Source organism: uncultured Maribacter sp. (assembly GCF_947496775.1).
Taxonomy (GTDB): domain Bacteria; phylum Bacteroidota; class Bacteroidia; order Flavobacteriales; family Flavobacteriaceae; genus Maribacter_B.
Map to the genome: position 1 here is coordinate 331,957 of NZ_CANMDU010000001.1, position 22,102 is coordinate 354,058.

At 33.8% G+C, this 22,102-nt stretch carries 21 protein-coding genes; 7 read left to right on the forward strand and 14 right to left on the reverse strand.

The features are described 5' to 3' along the window. Positions 1-2: 2 nt before the first annotated feature. The 6 genes from rplD to rpsL all read right to left on the reverse strand — a co-directional run bounded on the left by rplD (position 3) and on the right by rpsL (position 5,144). The gene (rplD, locus tag Q0856_RS01635) at positions 3-632 is read right to left on the reverse strand and encodes a 50S ribosomal protein L4 (RefSeq protein ID WP_298501982.1); all 630 of its coding nucleotides are present in this window, start codon (positions 630-632) and stop codon (positions 3-5) included. Then, positions 632-1,249 (reverse strand): 50S ribosomal protein L3, encoded by a 618-nt coding sequence (gene rplC, locus Q0856_RS01640; protein WP_298473323.1) that lies wholly within the window; start codon positions 1,247-1,249, stop codon positions 632-634. Before rplC ends, rplD begins: the two co-directional genes overlap by 1 nt. A gap of 567 nt (positions 1,250-1,816) precedes the next feature. After that, positions 1,817-2,122, reverse strand: coding sequence for a 30S ribosomal protein S10 (gene rpsJ / locus Q0856_RS01645; protein ID WP_121062851.1), 306 nt, complete (start codon positions 2,120-2,122; stop codon positions 1,817-1,819). 9 nt (positions 2,123-2,131) lie between these two features. Then, positions 2,132-4,264: an elongation factor G gene (gene fusA / locus Q0856_RS01650; RefSeq protein ID WP_298501985.1), complete on the reverse strand. Its 2,133-nt coding sequence runs from the start codon at positions 4,262-4,264 to the stop codon at positions 2,132-2,134. A 6-nt stretch (positions 4,265-4,270) separates the two neighbouring features. Then, a complete protein-coding gene (gene rpsG, locus Q0856_RS01655; protein WP_121062855.1) occupies positions 4,271-4,747 on the reverse strand; it encodes a 30S ribosomal protein S7 in 477 nt (158 codons plus the stop codon). Between the two features lie 22 nt (positions 4,748-4,769). Beyond that, positions 4,770-5,144: a 30S ribosomal protein S12 gene (rpsL, locus tag Q0856_RS01660; RefSeq protein ID WP_013305196.1), complete on the reverse strand. Its 375-nt coding sequence runs from the start codon at positions 5,142-5,144 to the stop codon at positions 4,770-4,772. A 387-nt stretch (positions 5,145-5,531) separates the two neighbouring features. On the opposite strand from rpsL, the gene Q0856_RS01665 reads away from it, so the two are divergent. From Q0856_RS01665 to rlmB, 5 genes are all read left to right on the forward strand, one after another. After that, the gene (locus Q0856_RS01665; RefSeq protein WP_298501987.1) at positions 5,532-8,759 is read left to right on the forward strand and encodes a SusC/RagA family TonB-linked outer membrane protein; all 3,228 of its coding nucleotides are present in this window, start codon (positions 5,532-5,534) and stop codon (positions 8,757-8,759) included. Positions 8,760-8,772: 13 nt separating this feature from the next. Next, positions 8,773-10,458, forward strand: a complete 1,686-nt coding sequence (locus Q0856_RS01670; RefSeq protein WP_298473334.1) for a SusD/RagB family nutrient-binding outer membrane lipoprotein — start codon at positions 8,773-8,775, stop codon at positions 10,456-10,458. A 15-nt stretch (positions 10,459-10,473) separates the two neighbouring features. Next, positions 10,474-11,358: a hypothetical protein gene (locus Q0856_RS01675; RefSeq protein WP_298473336.1), complete on the forward strand. Its 885-nt coding sequence runs from the start codon at positions 10,474-10,476 to the stop codon at positions 11,356-11,358. 74 nt (positions 11,359-11,432) lie between these two features. Further along, positions 11,433-12,728: an aryl-sulfate sulfotransferase gene (locus Q0856_RS01680; RefSeq protein WP_298501990.1), complete on the forward strand. Its 1,296-nt coding sequence runs from the start codon at positions 11,433-11,435 to the stop codon at positions 12,726-12,728. Positions 12,729-12,952: 224 nt separating this feature from the next. After that, on the forward strand, positions 12,953-13,687 hold the full coding sequence (rlmB, locus tag Q0856_RS01685) for a 23S rRNA (guanosine(2251)-2'-O)-methyltransferase RlmB (protein ID WP_298501993.1): 735 nt from the start codon (positions 12,953-12,955) through the stop codon (positions 13,685-13,687). Here the strand turns inward: rlmB and Q0856_RS01690 are convergent, their stop codons facing one another. Beyond that, positions 13,688-14,428: a rhomboid family intramembrane serine protease gene (locus Q0856_RS01690; RefSeq protein WP_298501996.1), complete on the reverse strand. Its 741-nt coding sequence runs from the start codon at positions 14,426-14,428 to the stop codon at positions 13,688-13,690. Between the two features lie 80 nt (positions 14,429-14,508). Between Q0856_RS01690 and Q0856_RS01695 the strand changes: the two genes are divergently transcribed. Next, a complete protein-coding gene (locus Q0856_RS01695) occupies positions 14,509-15,786 on the forward strand; it encodes a replication-associated recombination protein A (protein ID WP_298501998.1) in 1,278 nt (425 codons plus the stop codon). Here the strand turns inward: Q0856_RS01695 and Q0856_RS01700 are convergent. From Q0856_RS01700 to radC, 6 genes are all read right to left on the reverse strand, one after another. After that, on the reverse strand, positions 15,783-16,622 hold the full coding sequence (locus Q0856_RS01700) for a hypothetical protein (RefSeq protein ID WP_298502001.1): 840 nt from the start codon (positions 16,620-16,622) through the stop codon (positions 15,783-15,785). The genes Q0856_RS01695 and Q0856_RS01700 overlap by 4 nt on opposite strands. 72 nt (positions 16,623-16,694) lie before the next feature. After that, on the reverse strand, positions 16,695-18,077 hold the full coding sequence (locus tag Q0856_RS01705) for a DUF5723 family protein (RefSeq protein WP_298502004.1): 1,383 nt from the start codon (positions 18,075-18,077) through the stop codon (positions 16,695-16,697). Between the two features lie 47 nt (positions 18,078-18,124). Beyond that, the gene (locus Q0856_RS01710; RefSeq protein WP_298502006.1) at positions 18,125-18,670 is read right to left on the reverse strand and encodes a hypothetical protein; all 546 of its coding nucleotides are present in this window, start codon (positions 18,668-18,670) and stop codon (positions 18,125-18,127) included. 60 nt (positions 18,671-18,730) lie between these two features. Continuing rightward, on the reverse strand, positions 18,731-19,420 hold the full coding sequence (locus tag Q0856_RS01715) for a YjjG family noncanonical pyrimidine nucleotidase (protein ID WP_298502009.1): 690 nt from the start codon (positions 19,418-19,420) through the stop codon (positions 18,731-18,733). Then, positions 19,413-20,708 (reverse strand): polysaccharide deacetylase family protein, encoded by a 1,296-nt coding sequence (locus Q0856_RS01720; RefSeq protein WP_298502012.1) that lies wholly within the window; start codon positions 20,706-20,708, stop codon positions 19,413-19,415. The genes Q0856_RS01715 and Q0856_RS01720 overlap by 8 nt, the downstream gene beginning before the upstream one ends. Positions 20,709-20,721: 13 nt before the next feature. After that, the gene (gene radC, locus Q0856_RS01725; RefSeq protein ID WP_298502015.1) at positions 20,722-21,420 is read right to left on the reverse strand and encodes a DNA repair protein RadC; all 699 of its coding nucleotides are present in this window, start codon (positions 21,418-21,420) and stop codon (positions 20,722-20,724) included. A gap of 62 nt (positions 21,421-21,482) precedes the next feature. Here radC and Q0856_RS01730 point away from each other — a divergent pair, with 62 nt between their 5' ends. Further along, entirely contained in the window at positions 21,483-21,926 is a 444-nt protein-coding gene (locus tag Q0856_RS01730; RefSeq protein ID WP_298502018.1) for a DUF1569 domain-containing protein, read from the forward strand. A gap of 1 nt (position 21,927) precedes the next feature. Here Q0856_RS01730 and Q0856_RS01735 read toward each other — a convergent pair whose 3' ends face one another. After that, positions 21,928-22,080 carry a hypothetical protein gene (locus tag Q0856_RS01735; protein WP_298473363.1) on the reverse strand — a complete coding sequence of 51 codons (153 nt, stop codon included), beginning with the start codon at positions 22,078-22,080 and terminating at the stop codon, positions 21,928-21,930. Between the last annotated feature and the right edge of the window lie 22 nt (positions 22,081-22,102).

Consider the following 22,102-nt stretch of genomic DNA (forward strand, 5'->3'; position numbering starts at 1 on the left):
TCCTATTTATTTAAAGTTGCTTCAATTCCTTCTAACGAGCCTTCAAGCAATACTATATTATCCGCATTCAACACTTTGTAAGTGCTTAATTCTGAGTTAGTTACAACTTCAGAACGTTTCAAATTACGCGAAGACAAATATACACTATTATTTGAATCACCCAACACAAATAAAGACTTTTTGTTTTCTAAACCTAAAGACTTAAGAACACCAATAAAATCTTTTGTTTTTGGAGTATCAAAATTAAAATCTTCAAGAACAACTATAGCATTCTCTTTCGACTTAATTGTTAATGCAGATTTTCTTGCCAAACGCTTTAAGTTTTTATTCAATTTCTGCGTATAGTCCTTTGGTCTTGGACCAAAAATACGGCCACCACCTCTGAAAATTGGAGATTTAATACTACCTGCACGTGCAGTACCAGTACCTTTTTGCTTTTTAATTTTTCTAGTACTACCAGCAATCTCTCCTCTTTCTTTAGCCTTATGCGTACCTTGTCTTTGATGTGCTAAATATTGCTTTACATCCAAGTATACTGCATGATTATTCGGCTCTATTGCGAAAACAGCATCTGAAAGCTCAGCTTTCCTACCTGTTTCTTTTCCTTTTATATCTAAAACTGCTACTTTCATTACTTCTGAATAGTTACGTAAGCGTTTTTATGACCAGGAACACAACCTTTCACAACTAAAAGATTTTTCTCTGGAACTATTTTCAATACTTTAAGATTCTGAACAGTAACTCTGTCACCACCCATTCTACCAGCCATCTTCATACCCTTAAAAACTCTTGCTGGATATGAGGCAGCACCAATAGAACCAGGAGCTCTAAGTCTGTTGTGCTGTCCGTGAGTTGCCTGACCAACACCACCGAAGCCATGTCTTTTTACAACACCTTGAAAACCTTTTCCTTTTGACGTACCAACTACATCAACAAATTCTCCTTCTACAAATACATCAACACCCACCGTGTCTCCCAATTTGTAATCACCTTCAAACTCTTGAAATTCAACGACTTTTTTCTTAGGAGAAGTACCTGCTTTTTTAAAATGACCTGTTTCAGCCTTATTAGCACGTTTTTCTGCCTTGTCATCGAAACCAAGCTGAAGGGCCTTGTACCCGTCTACCTCTTCGGTTCTGACTTGGGTAACCACACATGGACCAGCTTCAATAACGGTACATGGCATATTCTTACCATTCTCGTCAAAAATACTAGTCATGCCTACTTTTTTTCCTATTAACCCAGACATTTGATTTTAGATTATGGACCTCCGGTTTTAAAAACTAAAACCCTACTTCCGATTATATTAATTATTCTTATTACTCGTAACTCTTAAACATAAAAAAAGGGTCAAAACTAATTCAACCCTGAATTTTGTTTTTTCCGTTTTTCCTTCGCACGCAGCTTAGGACATGTACACCTAATTTACCTGTATACAGGTTTTTAGTGGCGGCAAAAATAGAAATATTTTTTGGTTTAACAAACTATACTTCAATATATTTAAAAAGAGTTTTTAAATTACATCAAAATACACCTCTAATTACGGCGATTTTTCACTCCTACCCCCAGAAATTAAATAAGATTTCCATGCAAAAAAAAAAGCTCCAAACACGACCCAACACTTCAAATAAAATAGACAAATGAACAATTAAACACACATTACACCTAAAGAACCATAACAGCTTCCCCATACCATGCCGCAAAAAAAAAAAAAAAAAAACAAACCCAAAAGAATTCTACAAGAATTAAAGACAAAAAAAAGTCCTAAGACAAAATATCTTAGGACTTTTTTATTAAATAAATTTCTATTCTAAAATTACACCTTAATCTCAACTTCAACCCCACTAGGAAGCTCAAGTTTCATTAACGCATCAATAGTCTTTGATGAAGAACTATAAATATCCAACAACCTCTTATATGAGCTTAATTGAAATTGCTCTCTAGACTTTTTATTTACGTGCGGTGAACGCAAAACCGTAAATATTTTCTTATGTGTTGGCAAAGGTATAGGACCTGTTACAACAGCACCTGTAGTCTTAACCGTCTTTACGATTTTTTCAGCAGACTTATCTACTAAGCTATGATCGTAAGATTTTAGTTTTATTCTAATTTTTTGACTCATATCTAAAATTTATACAGTTAAACCTTTAGAAGCTTTTATAACTGATTCCGAAATATTTGAAGGTGTTTCCGCATAGTGCGAAAATTCCATGGTTGATGTTGCTCTACCAGAAGATAATGTTCTTAAAGAAGTTACATAACCAAACATTTCTGACAATGGCACAGTTCCTTTAACAACTTTAGCACCAGCTCTATCACTCATATCGCTAATAGTACCTCTTCTTCTATTTAAATCCCCAACAATATCACCCATGTTCTCCTCAGGAGTCAACACTTCGAGTTTCATAATTGGTTCCATAATAACAGCACCAGCAGCTTTTCCAGCGGCTTTATACCCCATTTTTGCTGCAAGTTCAAATGATAATGCATCAGAATCCACAGGGTGGAAAGATCCATCCTTAAGAGTTACTTTCATTGCATCCATCTCAAATCCAGCCAATGGACCAGCTTTCATAGCAGCCTGGAATCCTTTTTCTACAGACGGAATAAACTCTTTAGGAATACGACCACCTTTAATTTCGTCTACAAACTGTAATCCAGTTCCTTCGAAATCTTCATCAGCAGGCCCCATCTCAAAGACAATATCTCCAAACTTACCACGACCACCAGATTGTTTCTTATAAGTTTCTCTATGAGAAGCCAATCTTGTTAAAGCTTCTTTATATTCAACCTGAGGCTCACCTTCGTTCACTTCAACCTTAAACTCACGCTTTAAACGATCTACAATAATATCCAAGTGAAGCTCACCCATACCAGAAATAATTGTTTGCCCAGAAGCCTCATCCGTTTTAACTTGAAAAGTTGGATCTTCTTCAGCCAATTTAGCCAAAGCCATACCTAACTTATCGACATCAGCTTTAGTTTTAGGCTCCACAGCAATACCAATTACTGGATCAGGAAAATCCATACTTTCTAACACTATAGGGTGCTTCTCAGCAGACATAGTATCTCCGGTTTTAATATCTTTAAAACCTACTGCAGCTCCAATATCTCCCGCCTCAATAAAATCAATAGCGTTTTGCTTATTAGAATGCATTTGATAAATACGAGAAATACGCTCTTTTTTACCTGATCTATTATTTAATATATATGAACCAGCATCTAAACGACCTGAATACGTTCTAAAGAATGCTAAACGACCAACAAAAGGATCCGTAGCAATTTTAAAAGCTAAAGCAGAAAATGGCTCCTTAACATCTGGTTTACGAGTTTCCTCTTTACCTGTATCAGGATTTGTTCCAACAATATCATCTTTATCTATTGGAGAAGGTAAATATCTACAAACAGCATCTAATAAAAACTGAACTCCTTTATTTTTAAAAGAAGAACCACAAATCATAGGAATAATAGCTCGATCCATTACAGCAGCCCTTAAAGCAGCATGCACCTCTTCTTCTGTGATAGAATCTTCATCTTCGAAGAATTTCTCCATTAACTCCTCATCATACTCAGCTACCGCTTCAATTAAAGCAGCTCTATACTCCTTTACTTCAGCCTTCATTTCCTCAGGAATATCGATTACATCAAATGTAGACCCAAATCCTTCATCATGCCAAACAATAGCCCTATTCTTAGCCAAGTCAACAATACCTTTAAAATCAGCCTCTTCACCAATTGGCAAAACGATAGGAACCGCATTAGAACCTAACATATCTTTCACCTGCTTACAAACCATTAAAAAGTTAGAACCTTGACGATCCATCTTATTAACAAAACCAATTCTTGGAACCTTGTAATTATCAGCTAACCTCCAGTTTGTTTCCGATTGAGGCTCAACACCATCAACAGCACTAAATAAGAAAACCAAACCATCAAGAACTCTTAATGAACGATTCACCTCTACTGTAAAATCAACGTGACCAGGAGTATCTATAATATTAAAATGAAACCCTTTAGCATCAGATGTTGGCTTACCATTTTCGGTTGGAAACTGCCACTCACATGTAGTAGCCGCCGAAGTAATAGTTATACCTCTTTCTTGCTCTTGTTCCATCCAATCCATAGTAGCAGCTCCATCATGCACTTCTCCTATTTTATGACTAACACCCGTATAAAATAATATACGCTCCGTAGTTGTGGTCTTACCGGCATCAATATGCGCAGCAATACCTATATTTCTTGTGTATTTTAAATCTCTTGCCATTTCTGATTAAAATCTAAAGTGAGAGAATGCTTTATTTGCTTCAGCCATCTTATGAGTATCCACTCTTTTCTTAACCGCAGCACCTTCTTCTTTCGAAGCAGCTAATACTTCTGCAGCCAATTTTTGAGCCATTCCTTTTTCATTACGCTTTCTAGCATAACTAATCAACCACTTCATAGCCGTAGAAATCTTACGATCCGGTCTAATCTGCATAGGAATCTGAAAAGTAGCACCACCAACTCTTCTACTTCTAACCTCTACATGAGGCATAACATTAGAAAGTGCATCTTTCCACAACTCTAAAGCTGTCTTCTCTTCGTCTGTTTTCTTTTCTTCCACAATATCAATTGCGTCATAAAAAACACTAAATGCAACGGATTTTTTCCCGTCCCACATCATCATATTTACAAAACGCGTTACCAATTGATCATTAAATCTTGGATCCGGTAACAACGGTCTTTTCTTTGCCTGTTTTTTTCTCATTTCTTTTCTTTAAAAAAGTTGATTATTTTTTAGGTCGTTTTGCTCCGTATTTTGATCTACGTTGTGTTCTTCCTGCAACACCCGCAGTATCCAAAGCACCTCTTACGATATGATACCTAACACCAGGCAAATCTTTAACTCTTCCTCCACGTACTAATACTATCGAGTGCTCTTGGAGGTTGTGTCCTTCTCCAGGGATGTATGCATTTACTTCTTTACCATTGGTCAACCTAACCCTAGCAACTTTACGCATTGCTGAATTTGGTTTCTTTGGTGTAGTTGTGTAAACACGTGTACAAACTCCCCTTCTTTGTGGACACGAATCCAAAGCAGCCGATTTACTCTTCTTAGTAATCGTGGCCCTTCCTTTTCGTACTAATTGTGAAATTGTTGGCATACTATTTTTATATGTATATAAAACTTACCCCTATTTAAGGGTCGGCAAATGTAGTGATATTTTGCAATAATTCAAATCCTAACTCACTTATTTTCAAAGTTTTTTTAGATAACCCAAAAACCTCAAGCACAAAAGCCATACAGGGACATAAAATCAAGCGCCATTTAATACCACTTAATATTTATGTAGGAATATCTACACAACCTAATAAAACTGTTATAAATCAAAAAAAATACCCCCAAAAAAATAGCAAACCAACAATTTTAATCAAAAAAAACATAAATTTTAACAAAAAAACCTATGCTTGCATAATTAAAAGTTAAAAAAGCTTGGATTATTAACATGAAATTATGATTTTTGCCGATAGCTAATTCAAATAATTTAAAAATGAGAACAAAATTCAATGGAATTCTTACGCTGCTATTGGCGTTTGTTGTGCAAATATCCTTTGCGCAAGAAAAAACGATTACCGGTACGGTGACAGATCAAGACGGTCTGCCGCTTCCCGGGGTTAATATCGTTGTAGAAGGGACCACAAATGGTACCCAAACTGATTTTGATGGCAACTACTCTATTTCAAGTAGTGAAGGTCAAACACTTCTTTACAGCTACATCGGCCAAAAAGATGTTCGACAAACTGTTGGAGCTACTAGTACCATCAATGTACAAATGGAAGAAAACGCACAAGCTCTTGAAGAAGTTGTTGTTACCGCACTAGGTATAAAAAGAGAGCAAAAATCTCTTGGATATGCCGTAAGTAAGGTAGCAAGTGAAGAATTGGAACAAAAATCAGAGGGTGATATAGGTCGCTTACTTCAAGGTAAAGCAGCTGGTGTAAATATTACAGCATCAAATGGCTTAACTGGTTCCTCCTCCAATGTTGTTATTAGAGGTAATACTTCAATTACTGGTAACAACCAAGCACTTTTTGTAGTTGATGGTATTCCTTTTAACAGTGGTTCTAACCAGCAAAGTGATTTCCGTGATGGGCGTACTGAATCGAATCGCTTCTTGGATATTGACCCTAATAATATTGAAGACATTAGTATTCTTAAGGGTCTTAGTGCAACAGCACTTTACGGAAATAGAGGTAGAAATGGTGTAATCTTAATTACAACAAAATCAGGAGCTGGAAACAATAAGGGCGCTTCGAAATTATCGATTACAACATCTGTTTTTGCGAGTAATCCTCATCTTCCAACATACCAAGACGAATTTGCCGGTGGTTTTAACAATACCTTCGGTTGGTTTTTCAGTAACTGGGGTCCTCGATTTAAAGACCCTACAGCTAACTACCAAGCTTATCAAACAAGCACTGGTGCTGACGGAACTGTTTTTGTAACGCACCCTTTTGCAACCAATGTCAATCAAGCCTTTATTGAAGGTTATGAAGATTTAGCTGCTTCAGAATACGAACTTAAACCTTATAATAGTGTTGAAAATTTCTTTAGACAGGGTCTTAACACTACTACCAGTATTAATTTAACTGGAGGCAATAGTGACTTTGGGTATACTGTTGGTTATACAAAATTAGACGATGAAGGTTTTACACCTGGTAATGAATTATCAAGAAATAACTTCACAGTAGGTGCTAATGGCACCCTTGGAAAGCTTAAAATTAATGCTTCCATTAACGTTGCAAGAACAGATTATAAATCACCTCCTATTGCATCTTCAAGAGGTAGTGGAGTTATTGGTGGTGGTGGATCAATCTTTAGTGATATATTTTACACGCCACGTAATGTTGATTTAGTTAATATTCCTTTTCAAAGAGCTGATGGTGGATCCTTATACTATAGAGAAACCAATGGTATTCAGCACCCTTTATGGACCGTTGAAAATGTAAAAACTGGGCAAAAAACTACTAATATCTTTTCTAGTTTTAGCACTGTTTATTCTGTTAACGATAATTTATCACTTGCGTACAGATTTGGTTTTAACACATATACTGAAAATGGTTTTTATGCACAAAACAGAGGGGGTATCGACGGAAATCCGCTAGGTCTTTTGAGAACAACAAATATTGTTAATACTTCTCTTGACCATAACTTCTCTATCAACTACGATAAAGACTTATCTGATAAATTCAATTTAAAGGGTATTCTCGGTTTCAACTCTAACCGAATAGAGTTTGATCAAGATGGGGTAGAAAGCACAAACCAAGTAGTGTTTGGAATTTTAAGACACTTCAATTTTACGCAACAATCAACAACTAACTCTTTTTCGGATGACCCTCTCCAAGAGCAAACGCGTGAAAATACTTACGGAGTATTCGGTGATTTGACTTTAAGTTATGATAATTACTTATATCTAAATGTTCAAGGACGTAATGATTGGACTTCAACTTTAGAAAGTGATAACAATTCTATCTTTTATCCTTCAGCAAGTTTATCATTTATACCAACTTCTGCAATAGATGGTCTGCAATCCAAAGCCGTGAATTATTTAAAACTTAGATTAGGCTATGGGTCATCTGCTGGTTTCCCACCAACATATTCAACACGAACCACTTTATCACTTAATGGTAACTTATTTGTGGATCGAGATGGTAACAACCTTTCTGGTAATGACACTAGTTTCCAATTAGGAAATGCGGATTTAGTACCAGAACTTGTTACTGAGTTTGAAGCAGGAATCGACGCAAAACTTTGGGATAATAGAATCGGTTTAAACACTAGCGTATTCAAAAGAAAAACCACTGACTTAATTACCCGTAGACTATTGCCTCCAAGTGAAGGTTTTACTCAATCGTTCATAAACGGTGGTACTTTGGAGAATGAAGGAATTGAACTAGGTTTAACCTATGATATGTTTAGAAACCCTGACGGTTTCAATTTAGACTTTGGCTTAACCCTTTACGCTGACGAACCTGTTATTACAGAACTACCTGAAGGTATCAACAACATTACTATAGGTGGGCCAACAACTGTTGCGGATGCAAGAAATGCTGCTGTTCCTGGAGAGCCTTATGGAGTATTCTTAGGATCTACAGTAGATACAGATGATGATGGTAATTTGTTAGTAGATGACAATGGTACATATGTTGCAACTGCCAGCATTGATAATATTATAGGTGATCCTAATGCAGATTACACAGCTAACTTTAGAACTAATATTGGATACAAAAATCTTAGATTAAGTGTGGATTTAGCCTACAGACATGGCGGAGACGTATATTCTCGTACTGTTTCTACACTTCAAAATAGAGGTGTAATTGAGTTTCCATTTTCTAGAGAGGGCACTTACATATTACCTGGGGTAAGCCAATCTACTGGTCAACCGAACAACGTTCAAATTAATGCTACGGACATTGCTTTTGACAACTGGTTATTTGGTCCAGCTAATTTTAAAATCTATGATGGTAGCATGTTACGATTAAATGAAGTAAGCTTAGCATATGACTTTAGTGACAAAATATTGGATAAAACGCCTTTCTCAAACATAAACATCACTTTATTGGGTTCTAATCTTTGGTATAGAGCATTCAATACTCCAAAGGATGCGAACTTTGATCCAAACGTAAACAGTGCCGGTGTAAGTAATGCACAAGGTTTAGATTTCTTTTCAGGTCCTAGTGCAGCTAGGTATGGGTTTAGCATGAAATTTGAATTTTAAAAAAAAAAAAAAAATGAAAAATATAAACCAAAAATTAATTTATAAGTTAATTTTCTTAGGATTATTCTTTGTAGCCGCATCTTGCGAAACTATAGAATTAGAACTTTTAGACGATCCCGATCAAGTTTCTCTAACACAGGCCGATTTGAATTTTTTCTTAAATTCAAATGAAATAGCGTTAGCGGATATTTTCCAAGGAAGATCAGATAGAGACGAACGTAATGGAGTATCTGGAGCTGGAATGGAGGCAACAAGATTATTACATTTAAGTGGCCCTCTTTACCAAAATGCTTTTACTTCAGATAAATTTAATATTGTTTGGGAACTTACATATTCTAGAATTATATCAAATAATAGAGCTTTGGAACCTTTAGCAATAGAGCAGGAAGCTTTTCAACATTTAGGAATAGCTCAAATAATTGAAGCTTATGCAGTAACTACTTTGGTGGATTATATAGGTGATGTTCCTTATAGTGAAGCTGTAAACGGTACAGCAAATCCGAAAAGGGATTCTGGAGCTGAAATCTATGCTAAGATGTACACATTACTGGATGATGCCATAGAAAATCTTAATAAAACCTCTGCAATATCGTATTCTTCAGATTTGTATTATGGTGGAGATAGTGATAAGTGGATTAAATTTGCGAACACTTTAAAATTAAGACTTTATTTACAGTCTAGATTGGTGAATACAGCTGAATCCACTGCAGGAATCAATGCCATTATTTCTTCAGGAAATTATATTACAACTGCTGATGATGATTTTCAATTCAACTGGAGTTCTAACGACAATAACCCAGACAGCAGACATCCAGATTTTGCCAAAAATTTCGATTCACCAGGCATTGTTTTAGACTATATGTCCAATCACCTTATGAACGAACTTAATGCTGGGGTTGATGATAAAACGGTTGTAGATCCAAGATTGCGTTATTATTTCTACAGGCAGTTAGACAGAAATGCTATAGATACGAATGAGCAAGATTGTTTTGGTTCATTACCACCTGCACACTATGGGTTTACAATTCCTTTCTGTACTACTGTATTTCAAGGTTACTGGGGTAGAGATCATGGAGATGATGCTGGTATCCCACCAGATACTGGATCTAGGGCTATTTGGGGTGTTTATCCTGTTGGTGGTGTTTTTGACAATGACTCCTTTGCGCCCATCGTAAGTAGAAGTGTTGGTTACCAAGGCTCTGGTATATCCCCAATTATGCTTTCCTCTTTTGTTAATTTTATGCTTGCGGAATCTGCTTTGACTTTAGGAACAACTGGTGATCCAGCAACATATTTAAGAGAAGGAATTACGCAATCCATATCAAAGGTTATGGCATTTGGTAGTGGTCAGGCAGCTGGTTCTCCTTTTGAACCATCTCAAGCCGATATTGATGCTTATATTGATGAAGTTATGGCTAATTATACGGCAGCAGCTTCCGATGATGAAAAAATGAATATTATCATGACAGAATATCATATTGCGTTATATGGCAATGGTGTTGAAGCTTATAATTCATATAGAAGAACAGGAATGCCTAATGATTTACAGCCATTAAGAGCTACAGATACGGATAATTTCCTTAGATCTTTCTTCTATCCGACATCCAGTGTTTCCAATAACTCAAATTCTGATCAAAAAGAAAACGTAACGGAACAAGTATTTTGGGATACTAACCCTGCTACTGGTTTTATTAACTAATAAAAAAAAAAAAAAATGAAAACTTTAAGAAAAACATTTCTTTATAGCTTTTTGTGTATATTCTTACTAACCACTTCGTGTGAGTATAATAAGACGCCCTTAAACGAGGATATTGTAGCACAAAATGAAGGAGCGGTATTGACTACAGTATCGACTGTAGGAGGTACTATAAACAAACTGAACCCAAGTGAATCATTATTAGAAAACACCGTATTGTTCAATGATTTTGACGAAAATGATACTATCGAATCTATAGATTTATACATCCTTTTTGCAGATACTACCCCAGTAAACAACGAAGTTTTAAATATTGATGAAGCGTTCATCGAAAACATACCGGGTTCTGCTTTCACTGTTGGTGATTCTGGATTCCCAGAACACACATATAGCATTAATGCAGCAACTATGCTCGATGCCGTTGGATTAACTGCTAATGATATAGATGGTGGTGATTTATTTATATTAAGATACGTTTTAAATCTTACAGATGGTAGATCTTTTTCAGCTGCTGATACAGGTACTAATGTTAGAACCACATCGCATGTTACACCATTTAGATATTCTTCTGTAGTTGTATGTTTCAAAACGCCAGAAGCTGGAGATTGGACACTTGTTATGGAAGATGTCTATGGAGATGGATGGAATGGTGGTTTCCTAACAGTTTCTATAGATGGAACTGAAACGCAATATTCTTCACCTGGTGCCCTAGCAACAGAAACTATTACTGTTCCGGCTGGTACATCGAGGTTTTTGGTAACTTATACTGCTGGCGACTGGGAAGGAGAAAACCTTTACACCCTTACCGATCCTAGTGGTAATGTTGTTCTATCAGATGGTATTGGTGATGGAAACAGAAACGATGGACCAAAAGAAGGAGAACAGTTTAACACTTGTGATTAATCATTACATAATATTTTAATATTTAAAGGGCTGCCATAAAAAAGGTAGCCCTTTATTTTTTAAATTTATATCTTATGAAGAATTTTACAATAAATAACATATGGGTTCCTCTTTTAATAATTTTGATAAGTTTAGCATCCTGTAATAGAGATAATAAAGCACCTCTTAACACTATTAGTTTTCCAATTAAAGAAGGCTTAGAAGTTTTTAAAAGTAATAAAGTATATGACGGCCTTATTTTGGTCAATGATGCTTCTGCGAACCGCGTATATTTAATGGATAAAACAACGAATATACTTCATGAATGGGACCTCAATGGAAAAAGACTAGGTAACGATGCTTTTTTGTTAAATGATGGTAGACTTTTAGCTATGTTCGAATCCGAAAATCCAAAATTAACTTTAGGAGGCTTTGGCGGTATAATTTCCCTATTGGATAAAAATGGCACTGTAGAATGGAGCTACGAATATTCTAATGAAAATCAAATTGCTCATCACGATGCTGAAATGCTGCCTAATGGAAACATTCTATTCCTTTCTTGGGAAAAAAAATCTATAGAACAAGCTAACCAAATTGGTTTTTCGGCTGGTACAGAAATTATTTATGACGCTATTATTGAAATAAATCCGGAAACAAATGAAATAGTTTGGGAATGGCACATGTGGGATCACCTTATTCAAGATTATGATCAAACAAAGGAAAATTTTGGCGACGTACTTGCAAACCCAAGACTTATAGATATTAATTATTTAGAAGTTGAAAACTCAACAGGTGATGTAAGTCATGCTAATGGCATAGACTATGATTCCGATAATGATTTAATTTACTTAAGTGTTAATTACTACAGTGAAGTATGGGTTATTGATCATAGTACTACAGCAATACAAGCCAGAACAAACATAGGTGGTAATAAAAATGTAGGTGGAAATTTAGTATACAGGTTTGGAAATCCTAGTGCTTATAAAAACGAAAAAGGGATTAGATTATTTGACAGAAACCATCACCCAAATCTTCTATCAGGAGAAAAAAAAGGAAATATATTAGTTTATTCAAATGGTTTAAATGCCGAACAATCTACCGTATACGAACTTGAAATTCCAAATAACATGCCCCTCGCATCAAGCCAAAACAATGAACCTAAAATCATATGGAACTTTACTGACACAGAACTTTTTTCAGGGAGAGTCTCTGGAGCAGATTTATTACCAAACGGTAACAGAATAATAACTGAGGGAGATTTTGGTTTCTGGGAGGTTTCGGAAAGTGGTGAAATATTATGGCGTTATACAACTACCGGCTTTTTTTGGCGAGGTTATCACTATAATAAAACAGACATTGCAATTAAAAATTTAGACCTAAAAATAGATTAACTAACATAAAACATTAGATTGTGGCATTACAATAAATAAGCTCTTACTATCATATGAACTTTTTAAAATTTTCCTTAAGTTAAATAGAGGGTTGTACAACAAATAAGGACGTAAATAAAGGTGCTAAAGAACTTTCAGAGACTACTATAATTAGACAAATTCATTTTTTATTTTTTAATTAAAAGCTATCTATAAATAGATAGCTTTTTTTTTACCTTTACCCCATGAAAAAAGAAACTCAAATCTACGGTCTAAGAGCCATTATTGAAGCTATTAACGCTAATGAAGCAATAGATAAGGTATTTGTTCAAAAAGGCCTTAAAGGTGATTTATATAGAGAACTAGAAAGTGTAATTCGTAAAAACGGAATTAATTCTTCTTATGTTCCTGTTGAAAAACTAAATCGTTTAACAAAAAACAACCACCAAGGCGCCGTTGCCAATATTTCTCCTATTAGCTTCTTTACTTTAGACGAGCTGCTAGAAAAAACAGAAAAAAAAGAAGTCCCTGCCCTATTTCTCTTACTAGATCAACTATCGGATGTTCGTAATTTTGGGGCTATTATCCGAACAGCGGAGTGTACAGGTGTAGATGGAATTATTATTCAGAAAAAAGGGGCAGCTCCTGTTACAGCAGATACTATTAAAACTTCAGCTGGGGCAGCTTTTAAAGTTCCAATAGCAAAAGTAGATCATATTAAAGATGCAGTATATTATTTACAATCCTCAGGCATACAAGTTATAGCCGCTACGGAAAAAACAAATAATACCATTTACGATGTAAGTCTTAAAGAACCTACTGCTATTATAATGGGTTCTGAGGACAAAGGTATTACTCCATCCATTATAAAAGCTTCTGATAAGGCAGCTAAATTACCTTTATTAGGAGAAATAGGCTCTCTAAATGTTTCCGTAGCTTGCGCTGTATTTTTGTATGAAGCTGTGCGACAAAGAATATAATTATTCTTTATCCCGCATATCCTTTTTATAATGGTAATTAACTTTAACAGAAGTATGTGTTTCTTCAGGTAAATTATCTGAAAGTTCCATAAAATTACCATTTTCATCGAAATGTTTTAAAAAGGTATCTTCTTCCTCATTATAATCTTCCCTTTCCCAAATATATTTTTTTGGTAATGGGGTTCGGGCTTTAACTACTACCGCTAATAGCATCCCGGTTAAAAAACCACCTAAATGACCTTCCCAAGAAATACCATCTTTTATGGGGAAAATATACCACAACAAACTTCCGTAGACAAAAACCACCATAAGCGATAAAGCAATAAGCCTATAGTATTTGGTTAAAACCCCTTTAAAAAAAATAAAACTTGCCAAAACATATATTAATCCGCTAGCGCCAATATGATAAGAAGGTCTACCAATAATCCATGTTACAAGTCCGGATAATAATATTCCATAAATTAAAACTCTAGAAGCAACATTTTTATAAAAATAAAACAAAGAAGCCATTAAAATTGCCAAGGGAATTGTATTGTTATACAAATGTTCCAAAGAACCATGTATAAAAGGACTAAAAACTACTCCCCTTAAACCAACCCAACTTCTAGGAAAAATTCCGTAAACGTTAAAATTAGTTACAAAAATAAGTTCTAACCAATATACAGACCATATACTAATTACCCCTAATAAAGGAGCTATTAGTATTCTATTAGAAAATTTAAAATAATTATTTTCGGACATACAATAAAGAAAACAACAAGTTAGCCAAAATTGTAAATACTGTAAGATTGTCATCTTAAAATTTGTTTTACTTTTATAACATGAATAAGCCACTAGCGGAAAGAGTGCGTCCTAAAACTTTGGATGCATATATTAGCCAAAACCATCTGGTCGGAGAAAAAGGATCTTTAACCAATCAAATTAAAAAAGGGCTAATCCCATCTTTAATTTTATGGGGACCACCAGGAACAGGTAAAACAACCTTAGCCAATATTATTGCTGAAGAAAGTAAAAGACCATTTTATATCCTCAGTGCCATTAATAGTGGTGTTAAAGATATACGGGAGGTAATTGAGAAAGCAAAACAATCTGGAGGCTTATTCACTGCTAAGAACCCTATATTATTTATAGATGAAATTCATCGATTTAGTAAATCCCAACAAGACTCTCTACTTGCAGCAGTAGAAAAAGGATGGGTTACACTAATTGGAGCAACTACAGAAAACCCAAGTTTTGAGGTTATCCCCGCATTGCTATCTAGATGTCAAGTATACATATTAAACCCTTTCAATAAAGAAGATTTAGAAGCTCTATTGCAAAGAGCAATAAAAGAAGATTCACTACTACAAAATAAAAAGATAACCCTAAAAGAAACAGAAGCTTTAATGCGCCTTTCTGGAGGTGATGGAAGAAAACTATTAAATATTTTTGAACTTGTCGTAAATTCAGAAGAAAAAGACAAAATTACTATTACTAATGACTTAGTAATGAGTAAAGTTCAAAAAAACACCGTTTTATACGACAAAACTGGGGAACAACATTACGACATAATATCCGCGTTTATTAAATCTATCAGAGGCAGCGACCCTAATGGTGCAGTATATTGGTTAGCAAGGATGATTGAAGGGGGAGAAGATGTAAAATTTATTGCTCGTCGTTTATTAATTTCTGCATCTGAAGATATTGGTCTTGCAAACCCAACAGCTTTGGTTATTGCAAATAATTGCTTCCTAGCAGTTACAACAATTGGATATCCAGAAGCCCGAATTATTCTTAGCCAATGCACTATTTATTTAGCCACTTCCGCGAAAAGCAATGCCAGTTACGCTGCCATAGGTAAAGCGCAACAAATAGTAAAACAAACAGGTGACCTTTCGGTCCCTTTAGCTTTAAGAAATGCTCCAACTAAATTAATGAAAGATATTGGCTATGGTAAAGATTATAAATATGCTCACAGTTACGAAAACAACTTCGTCGAAGCTGAATTTTTGCCTGATGAAATTATTGGAACTTCTTTTTACGAACCAGGAAATAATCAAAGAGAGAACGCTTTAAAAGACTTTTTAAAAAAAAGATGGAAAGATAAATATCAGTTTTAAAACTTAATACTTAATTTCTCGATTACTAATTTTCCCGAAACATAATATTCGTAATACCAAATACTATCCTTCTTAAAAACAACTCCATTGTTTATTGCATGCTCTACAATAAATACATCTTTAATAGAAGTTTTTAAAATTCTTAAACGTATTTTCGGAGAACTATCTACTAACTGATAGCCATCTTTAATTTCTTGCGCGTATAATGTTTGATTAGCCAAATTAGCATCGATACTATCCATTTTCGGCTCCACTATCTTATAACTAGAAGGTTTAGGTTCTAAGTTCTTATAAGATTGGTCATCCTCTGTCGCCTTTTGCATAATAGTTATTTTTTTTTCTCTACTTTTCTCTGGGACGGTTTTTACATCATTCCTAAAACTAACCTTAAGCGGTGCGTTATTTTGTTTTCCTATATATTTATAATTAGAACCATCTACAGAATTTAAAGCTTCGGTAATCGCCTTAACAAAAGATTTTTTATATTCTTTCTCTTTACTTTTACCTTCTAATGTAACATATACCTCTTTAGAATTACAGTCTATGAAAGACATAGTTACTTTTGTATTAAACATAGACGATTCGTCATTTAGTTTAGCATACAAACCTAAGCACCTATTAAAAACCAGCTCTTCTGGAAAAGAACCTTCATAAACTACCGTAAACCCTTTTTGAGTCAACTGATATTTTACCAAAGTACTGGTTTGATATTGATTCTCCTTTTTAAAATTGTCAAATTTCTTAGGAACTATAATATACTTATAGTTATTAAAAACGGATTGGGCCATGGAAGAAAAACTAAAACTAAATAAAGCTAACATTATAATATACTTCACAACAAATATCTTTTTAGATTAGGAATAATAACTATGAAATAAGCATGCCAAAAACAGATTTAGCTTTTTATATCAATTTTTACCCCAAGATATGATATTAATTCCTAATTGAAAAGAAGCGTAATTACTTGCTGCTATATTTTGATATGCCAAAAGATTATCTGCCATAAAATACAAATTCACTGGCCCCGCTTGCATACTAACCCCTAATCCTACATTTGTAAGAGAGTATTTATCAATAGTGTATGCCGTTTTTATTGCCATAACATTCCCGAATCTTCTTAAATAAAATGCGGACAATGCTGCTTGCGGCCCTCTAGGTCTGTTTATTACATATAGTTGCCCTCCAACATTATTTGCATACTTTGTTCTATAAGAACTTCCTCCAGAAACATTACAATTACAATCTAAAGAACCTTTAGAACCTATTTGTTCCCCGAAATTATATCTTAAAGAACCGTATAACTTTGTTGGTCTATATGTTATATAACTTTTATTATTATCTTCAAAAGGGACTAATTCTTCTACCTCATCTATTAAATCTTGCCAAAAATCAGTATTTCCATTATTTATAGCATCTGGCAAAATAATTTCTACTCCTTCTACCCTAGCATCCCCTTTTAAAGTATAATTAAGAACATCTGTAGAATGATAAATAAATCCTAAATCTAAGATACTTGCTGTTACAACTGTTTGCTCATTTAAATGATAGGTAAACCCAAAATCTACTCCTACACCTAAATCGCCTCCAAAGAATCCTCTTTTAACTAAATCTCCTACAGATCCATCTTTTCTAGTAACGTCGTCAAAAACAACAAAACCAGAAGATTTTAATTCAATATCTGCATTTAAAGTATTCGCTAATAAGTTATTTTGACCTTCATTAGTCACAAAATATCCTTTATTTTTAGTAGAAGTAAAATCTAAAATTCCGGAATATAATTTACCTCTTAAACCTAATGTTAATTTGTTATCTATTTTCTTAGAAACACCAAAATGAAAAACATTAAGAATTTCTCCTCTAGTTTTTAAATCTCCTAAATCAAAACGTTTATTTAGTTTATCGGCATTACCCTCATAGCCTAAGAGAGCATAATCTTGAAACCAATACCCAATAGCATCACCCTCATTATATATACCGAAAGAATAAAAATTATCAGGATTTTTCCCTCTATAACCCGCATTTATAAGCTCTATTTGATAATTTCCACTTAAATCATCTTTAGTGTTCATTCCATTTATAACACGATCTCTGAACTTATCGTTTATATCCAATCCATCATTAGCAAATACATCATTCACTGAAATTCCACTAGATCCAGCTTGAAAAGAAATACCTGATAATAACGGAACTCCAGAATACCACTGAAAATCAGTTTCTGTTCCCGGATTAACAATAAGAGATTGAGGGATTTCAGAAAAATCGTAAAGAATTTGCTTGTTCTGCGACGTCACAAAATTACACACCCCGAGCACGAGAATTAAAAAAATGTTATTTATTCTCATTTTATTCTTACACTAAATTTACCACTCGACTTTAATACTATTAAAGGTTCTTGCTGACTTGAAATACTAGAGGTATCTCCTAAATTATTTGCCGTTACTCTTATCTTTGAAGTATTTGTAATAATATCTAAGCTCTTCCCTGTATTGCCATAAGCTACGTCTCGTTTTAAAACTGCAGACGGAGTTTCATCTATAAAAAATGTTTCTGTATCTAAAATAGTATCTGCTTCATCTAAAAACTCTAAAATTATCTGCAACGGTTTACTAGTTGTATTTTCCAATTCATAAGTTATCACTCCATCTACAACTCTATCGGCAAATACATTCTCTGAAAATGGATTAAAATCAAAATCTTGAGTATAAAAAGCAGCACTTGTAGCAAGATTTATAATCTCTTCTGTTGCCTCTATATATATTATACTACTTTCGAATTGAGGTATAACACTAAGTTCATTGTATTGTCCAAAATCTTGTTCTTCTACACAAGAATTCCCCATAAACATTAGGATAAAGAGGCTACAAAAAACACTAAATTTTTTCATTTATTATCTGCTAGTTATAAACAACTAAAGAATGTTGTTTTTACACTATAAATAATAACTCTATAAATAACTTTTTATTTCACTCAAATCCTTAATCATAGTACAATGATCATGTAAATCTTCGCCATGAGCGTTAAAATGAAGAACATTAAAACCCACTGCTTTGGCTCCTAGAATATCCGCTTCCAAACTATCTCCTATCATTAATGATTGTTCTGGTCGAACATTTGCCTCATTCAAAGCTTTGTTAAAAATTATTGGATTGGGCTTCTTAACCCCTGCTTGTTCAGAATCAATGACAACCTTAAAAAAATCAAAAATATTTGCATTTTTTAACTTCTTACGTTGTACTTCTTGAAAACCATTTGTAATTATATGTAAATTATAATTAGGTTTTAAATATTCTAATATTTCAATGGTATATGGAAATAAGTGATTGTACGTCGAGAGATACTCAATATACTCTTCTGATAAAACACCAATTATTTTATCAGAAACAGGGTAATTTAATGATTCAAAAACCGTTTTTAATCGCTGGAATCTTAAATTTTCTTTGGTGATTTTATCCTCTCTATACAATTTCCAAAAATTCAAATTTGCAGGAACATATACTTTCAAAAACGTATCTAAATCAACAGATATATCATTTTTAGCAAGAATTTTGCTAAAAGTGAGAGCTGAATTTTTTTCAAAATCCCACAAAGTATGATCTAAATCAAAAAATACGTCTGTTACTTTCTCTCTAAACATTAGATTGTTTTAAAACATTTCTGTAAACATCTTTCCAATTTATCCTTAGGCTACTTCCCAATAGTTCATTTGAAAAAATAGTGATGAATGTACCATTTACTTCTTTTACCATACTTTTGACCTCCTCCATTTTCAATTTAATTTCCTCTTCCTTATTCATATGTAACAATGCATAATCATGTACTGCAAAAGGATGTAATTTTATAGGTTGTTGCACCTCTAACGGTATATCGTAAAAATAAAATGGCGTACAAGTACCTGCTCGAAAACCGATTTCCGAAGTGTACCCCATTGTATAATCATCTGTAAACTCTGCCTCTACCAAATTTCTATAGGAATCTGGAACAACAACTCTATTGTAGCGCAATCTAGAATATTTCACAGGTCTATTAATAACAGAAGAAAGTGCTTTTTTTTCTTTTTTTAGAAGTTCTACATTTTCAAAAGAACTGTAAGATGTCGCCAAAGAAACCATGCTATAATCTGCTATAGATTTAATTAAAAATCTAAATTTATTATTACTCGTTGAAATGTTTTTATCATAAGTAGAATAGGACGCAAATTGAAAAAAAAACATACTATGTATCTTATATTTTTTATGAAAGCTTATTAAAAATTCAAAATTATCATAAGGGTCTTTTTTAGAATTAAACCAAACAGATATACGTTGAAAAATTCTTTTAAATTTAAAATAGGCCACATCTAAAAACAAGCCCGATATTCCCCTAACTAGCCCTTTATGAGCATAACAATGCGAAGTTGTTACATCTACAATAGAGGTATATTTATAAGGTCTTTTTTTATATTTAATCTCAGGAAAACGCTCCTTTAATTCGTCTAATAAAGTATATGCCCATATATCTACAACAGGAAGTTTTAAAAATTTATTTTGATATGCTATACTATCTCTAGGAGAAAACCTACCATGTTCATCCTTAACATGCGGCAAATATTCTTCATATCTGCTTAGTAAATAAAAGCTTGCCGAAAAAATATCAAAGGGTATACTGCTTTTTTCCCCAGTATTAAAAAAACAGGGAGTCCCATTCCAATCTGCTATTCGTATATCTAAATCATTAATTCCTTGCTCAAAAAGTAAATCATTACTACGAACAAAAAATTCGTTCTGCAGAGGTTGCTTGGTATATGTTATTTTAGGCCCACTATGTTTTATAAAGTCTTCCACTTTGGTTGTAAAAAGGACCTCTACCCCCAATATTCCGGTAAATACATGTCGCATTACATAACTAAATCTAGACGTAATTTTATGGGTGTATATTAATAACATAAATTATAATCAATTACATTAGTCCTTCATCTGCAAAACTAAAATAATCCTTTTGAGTTATGATTAGATGATCTAAAACTTTTATATCTAAAGCTATCGCAGCAGCTTTTAACCTTTTTGTTATATTCTTATCCGCCTCACTTGCTCTTAATGTTCCTGAAGGGTGGTTATGAGCTAAAATTAAAGCAACAGCCCCATATTCCAAAGCCTGTTTCATAACTAAACGTACATCCACTAGAGTTCCTGTTATGCCACCTTTACTCAACTGATTTTTATATAAAACGGTATTAGCATTGTTTAAATAAAGAATCCAAAATTCTTCGTGAGGCAATTCTCCTAATATGGGTTGTAGTAAATCATAACAATTCTTACTACTTGTAATCTTTGTTATTTTCTTAGCATCTTCTCCTCCTCTACGCCTCCCTAATTCCAATGCTGCAGCTATTGATACCGCTTTGGCTTCCCCAATACCTTTAAATTGTGTTAATTGTTTTATAGAAAGTTTACCTAACTCATTTAAATTATTATCTACGGATGCTAAAATTCTTTTAGAAAGCTCCACAGCACTTTCATCTTTACTTCCTGAGCCTATTAATATAGCAACAAGTTCCGCATCAGAAAGTATCGCTTTTCCTTTCTGAACTAACTTTTCTCTAGGTTTATCATCATCCGACCAATGTTTAATTGAAAAAGAACCTATTTTTGTTTGCATGGTTTAAAGATAGTGAACTTAATATTTTATGTGTAAATTTCAATCGCAATAAAAAAAGAAGAATGAAATCTTTATTTGAAGAAAAAGCATGTAACGAAATTCTAGATAGAATAAATAGTTTAAAGGACGATTCTCAAAGACAATGGGGAAAAATGTCTTTAGGTCAGATGGCTTGGCATTGCCAATTTCCATTGAAAATTGCCATCAAAAATAAAGATACTGGAAAAAAAGGCAATTTATTTGTTCGTTTGTTTTTTAAAAAGTCCGCTTATAACAACAAGGTTTGGCGCAGAGGTTTACCCACTGCTCCTGCTTTAAAAACTGGAGAAAATAAAAATGCTAGTATAGAAATTGAAAAACTAAAAACTTTGGTAAAAGAATTTAATGCTCTTAAAAATAGAGAGGAATGGCAACCACATCCTTTTTTTGGAACGCTAACGCACGAACAATGGGGGAAAATGGAGTATAAACATCTTGACCATCATTTAAGACAGTTTAATGTTTAGTTTACAAAATAGAATCTTCTTCTTGTAATTCTTGTAATTCTATTTCTGGTCTGGTGTCATTTATCATTCTTGTTTCTTCTAAAATAACGTTGGACATTCCCAGCATAAAGGCAATCATCAATATAGATAACTTCTTTTTAATATAACAAGTCATTTTTTCGCCTACCCCATATATA

What these genes read in the sequence shown, in the direction of transcription:
- rplD (WP_298501982.1), bottom strand. Translation starts at nt 632, where the DNA reads ATGAAAGTAGCAGTTTTAGATATAAAAGGAAAAGAAACAGGTAGGAAA.
- rplC (WP_298473323.1), bottom strand. Translation starts at nt 1,249, where the DNA reads ATGTCTGGGTTAATAGGAAAAAAAGTAGGCATGACTAGTATTTTTGAC.
- rpsJ (WP_121062851.1), bottom strand. Translation starts at nt 2,122, where the DNA reads ATGAGTCAAAAAATTAGAATAAAACTAAAATCTTACGATCATAGCTTA.
- fusA (WP_298501985.1), bottom strand. Translation starts at nt 4,264, where the DNA reads ATGGCAAGAGATTTAAAATACACAAGAAATATAGGTATTGCTGCGCAT.
- rpsG (WP_121062855.1), bottom strand. Translation starts at nt 4,747, where the DNA reads ATGAGAAAAAAACAGGCAAAGAAAAGACCGTTGTTACCGGATCCAAGA.
- rpsL (WP_013305196.1), bottom strand. Translation starts at nt 5,144, where the DNA reads ATGCCAACAATTTCACAATTAGTACGAAAAGGAAGGGCCACGATTACT.
- Q0856_RS01665 (WP_298501987.1), top strand. Translation starts at nt 5,532, where the DNA reads ATGAGAACAAAATTCAATGGAATTCTTACGCTGCTATTGGCGTTTGTT.
- Q0856_RS01670 (WP_298473334.1), top strand. Translation starts at nt 8,773, where the DNA reads ATGAAAAATATAAACCAAAAATTAATTTATAAGTTAATTTTCTTAGGA.
- Q0856_RS01675 (WP_298473336.1), top strand. Translation starts at nt 10,474, where the DNA reads ATGAAAACTTTAAGAAAAACATTTCTTTATAGCTTTTTGTGTATATTC.
- Q0856_RS01680 (WP_298501990.1), top strand. Translation starts at nt 11,433, where the DNA reads ATGAAGAATTTTACAATAAATAACATATGGGTTCCTCTTTTAATAATT.
- rlmB (WP_298501993.1), top strand. Translation starts at nt 12,953, where the DNA reads ATGAAAAAAGAAACTCAAATCTACGGTCTAAGAGCCATTATTGAAGCT.
- Q0856_RS01690 (WP_298501996.1), bottom strand. Translation starts at nt 14,428, where the DNA reads ATGTCCGAAAATAATTATTTTAAATTTTCTAATAGAATACTAATAGCT.
- Q0856_RS01695 (WP_298501998.1), top strand. Translation starts at nt 14,509, where the DNA reads ATGAATAAGCCACTAGCGGAAAGAGTGCGTCCTAAAACTTTGGATGCA.
- Q0856_RS01710 (WP_298502006.1), bottom strand. Translation starts at nt 18,670, where the DNA reads ATGAAAAAATTTAGTGTTTTTTGTAGCCTCTTTATCCTAATGTTTATG.
- Q0856_RS01715 (WP_298502009.1), bottom strand. Translation starts at nt 19,420, where the DNA reads ATGTTTAGAGAGAAAGTAACAGACGTATTTTTTGATTTAGATCATACT.
- Q0856_RS01720 (WP_298502012.1), bottom strand. Translation starts at nt 20,708, where the DNA reads ATGTTATTAATATACACCCATAAAATTACGTCTAGATTTAGTTATGTA.
- radC (WP_298502015.1), bottom strand. Translation starts at nt 21,420, where the DNA reads ATGCAAACAAAAATAGGTTCTTTTTCAATTAAACATTGGTCGGATGAT.
- Q0856_RS01730 (WP_298502018.1), top strand. Translation starts at nt 21,483, where the DNA reads ATGAAATCTTTATTTGAAGAAAAAGCATGTAACGAAATTCTAGATAGA.
- Q0856_RS01735 (WP_298473363.1), bottom strand. Translation starts at nt 22,080, where the DNA reads ATGACTTGTTATATTAAAAAGAAGTTATCTATATTGATGATTGCCTTT.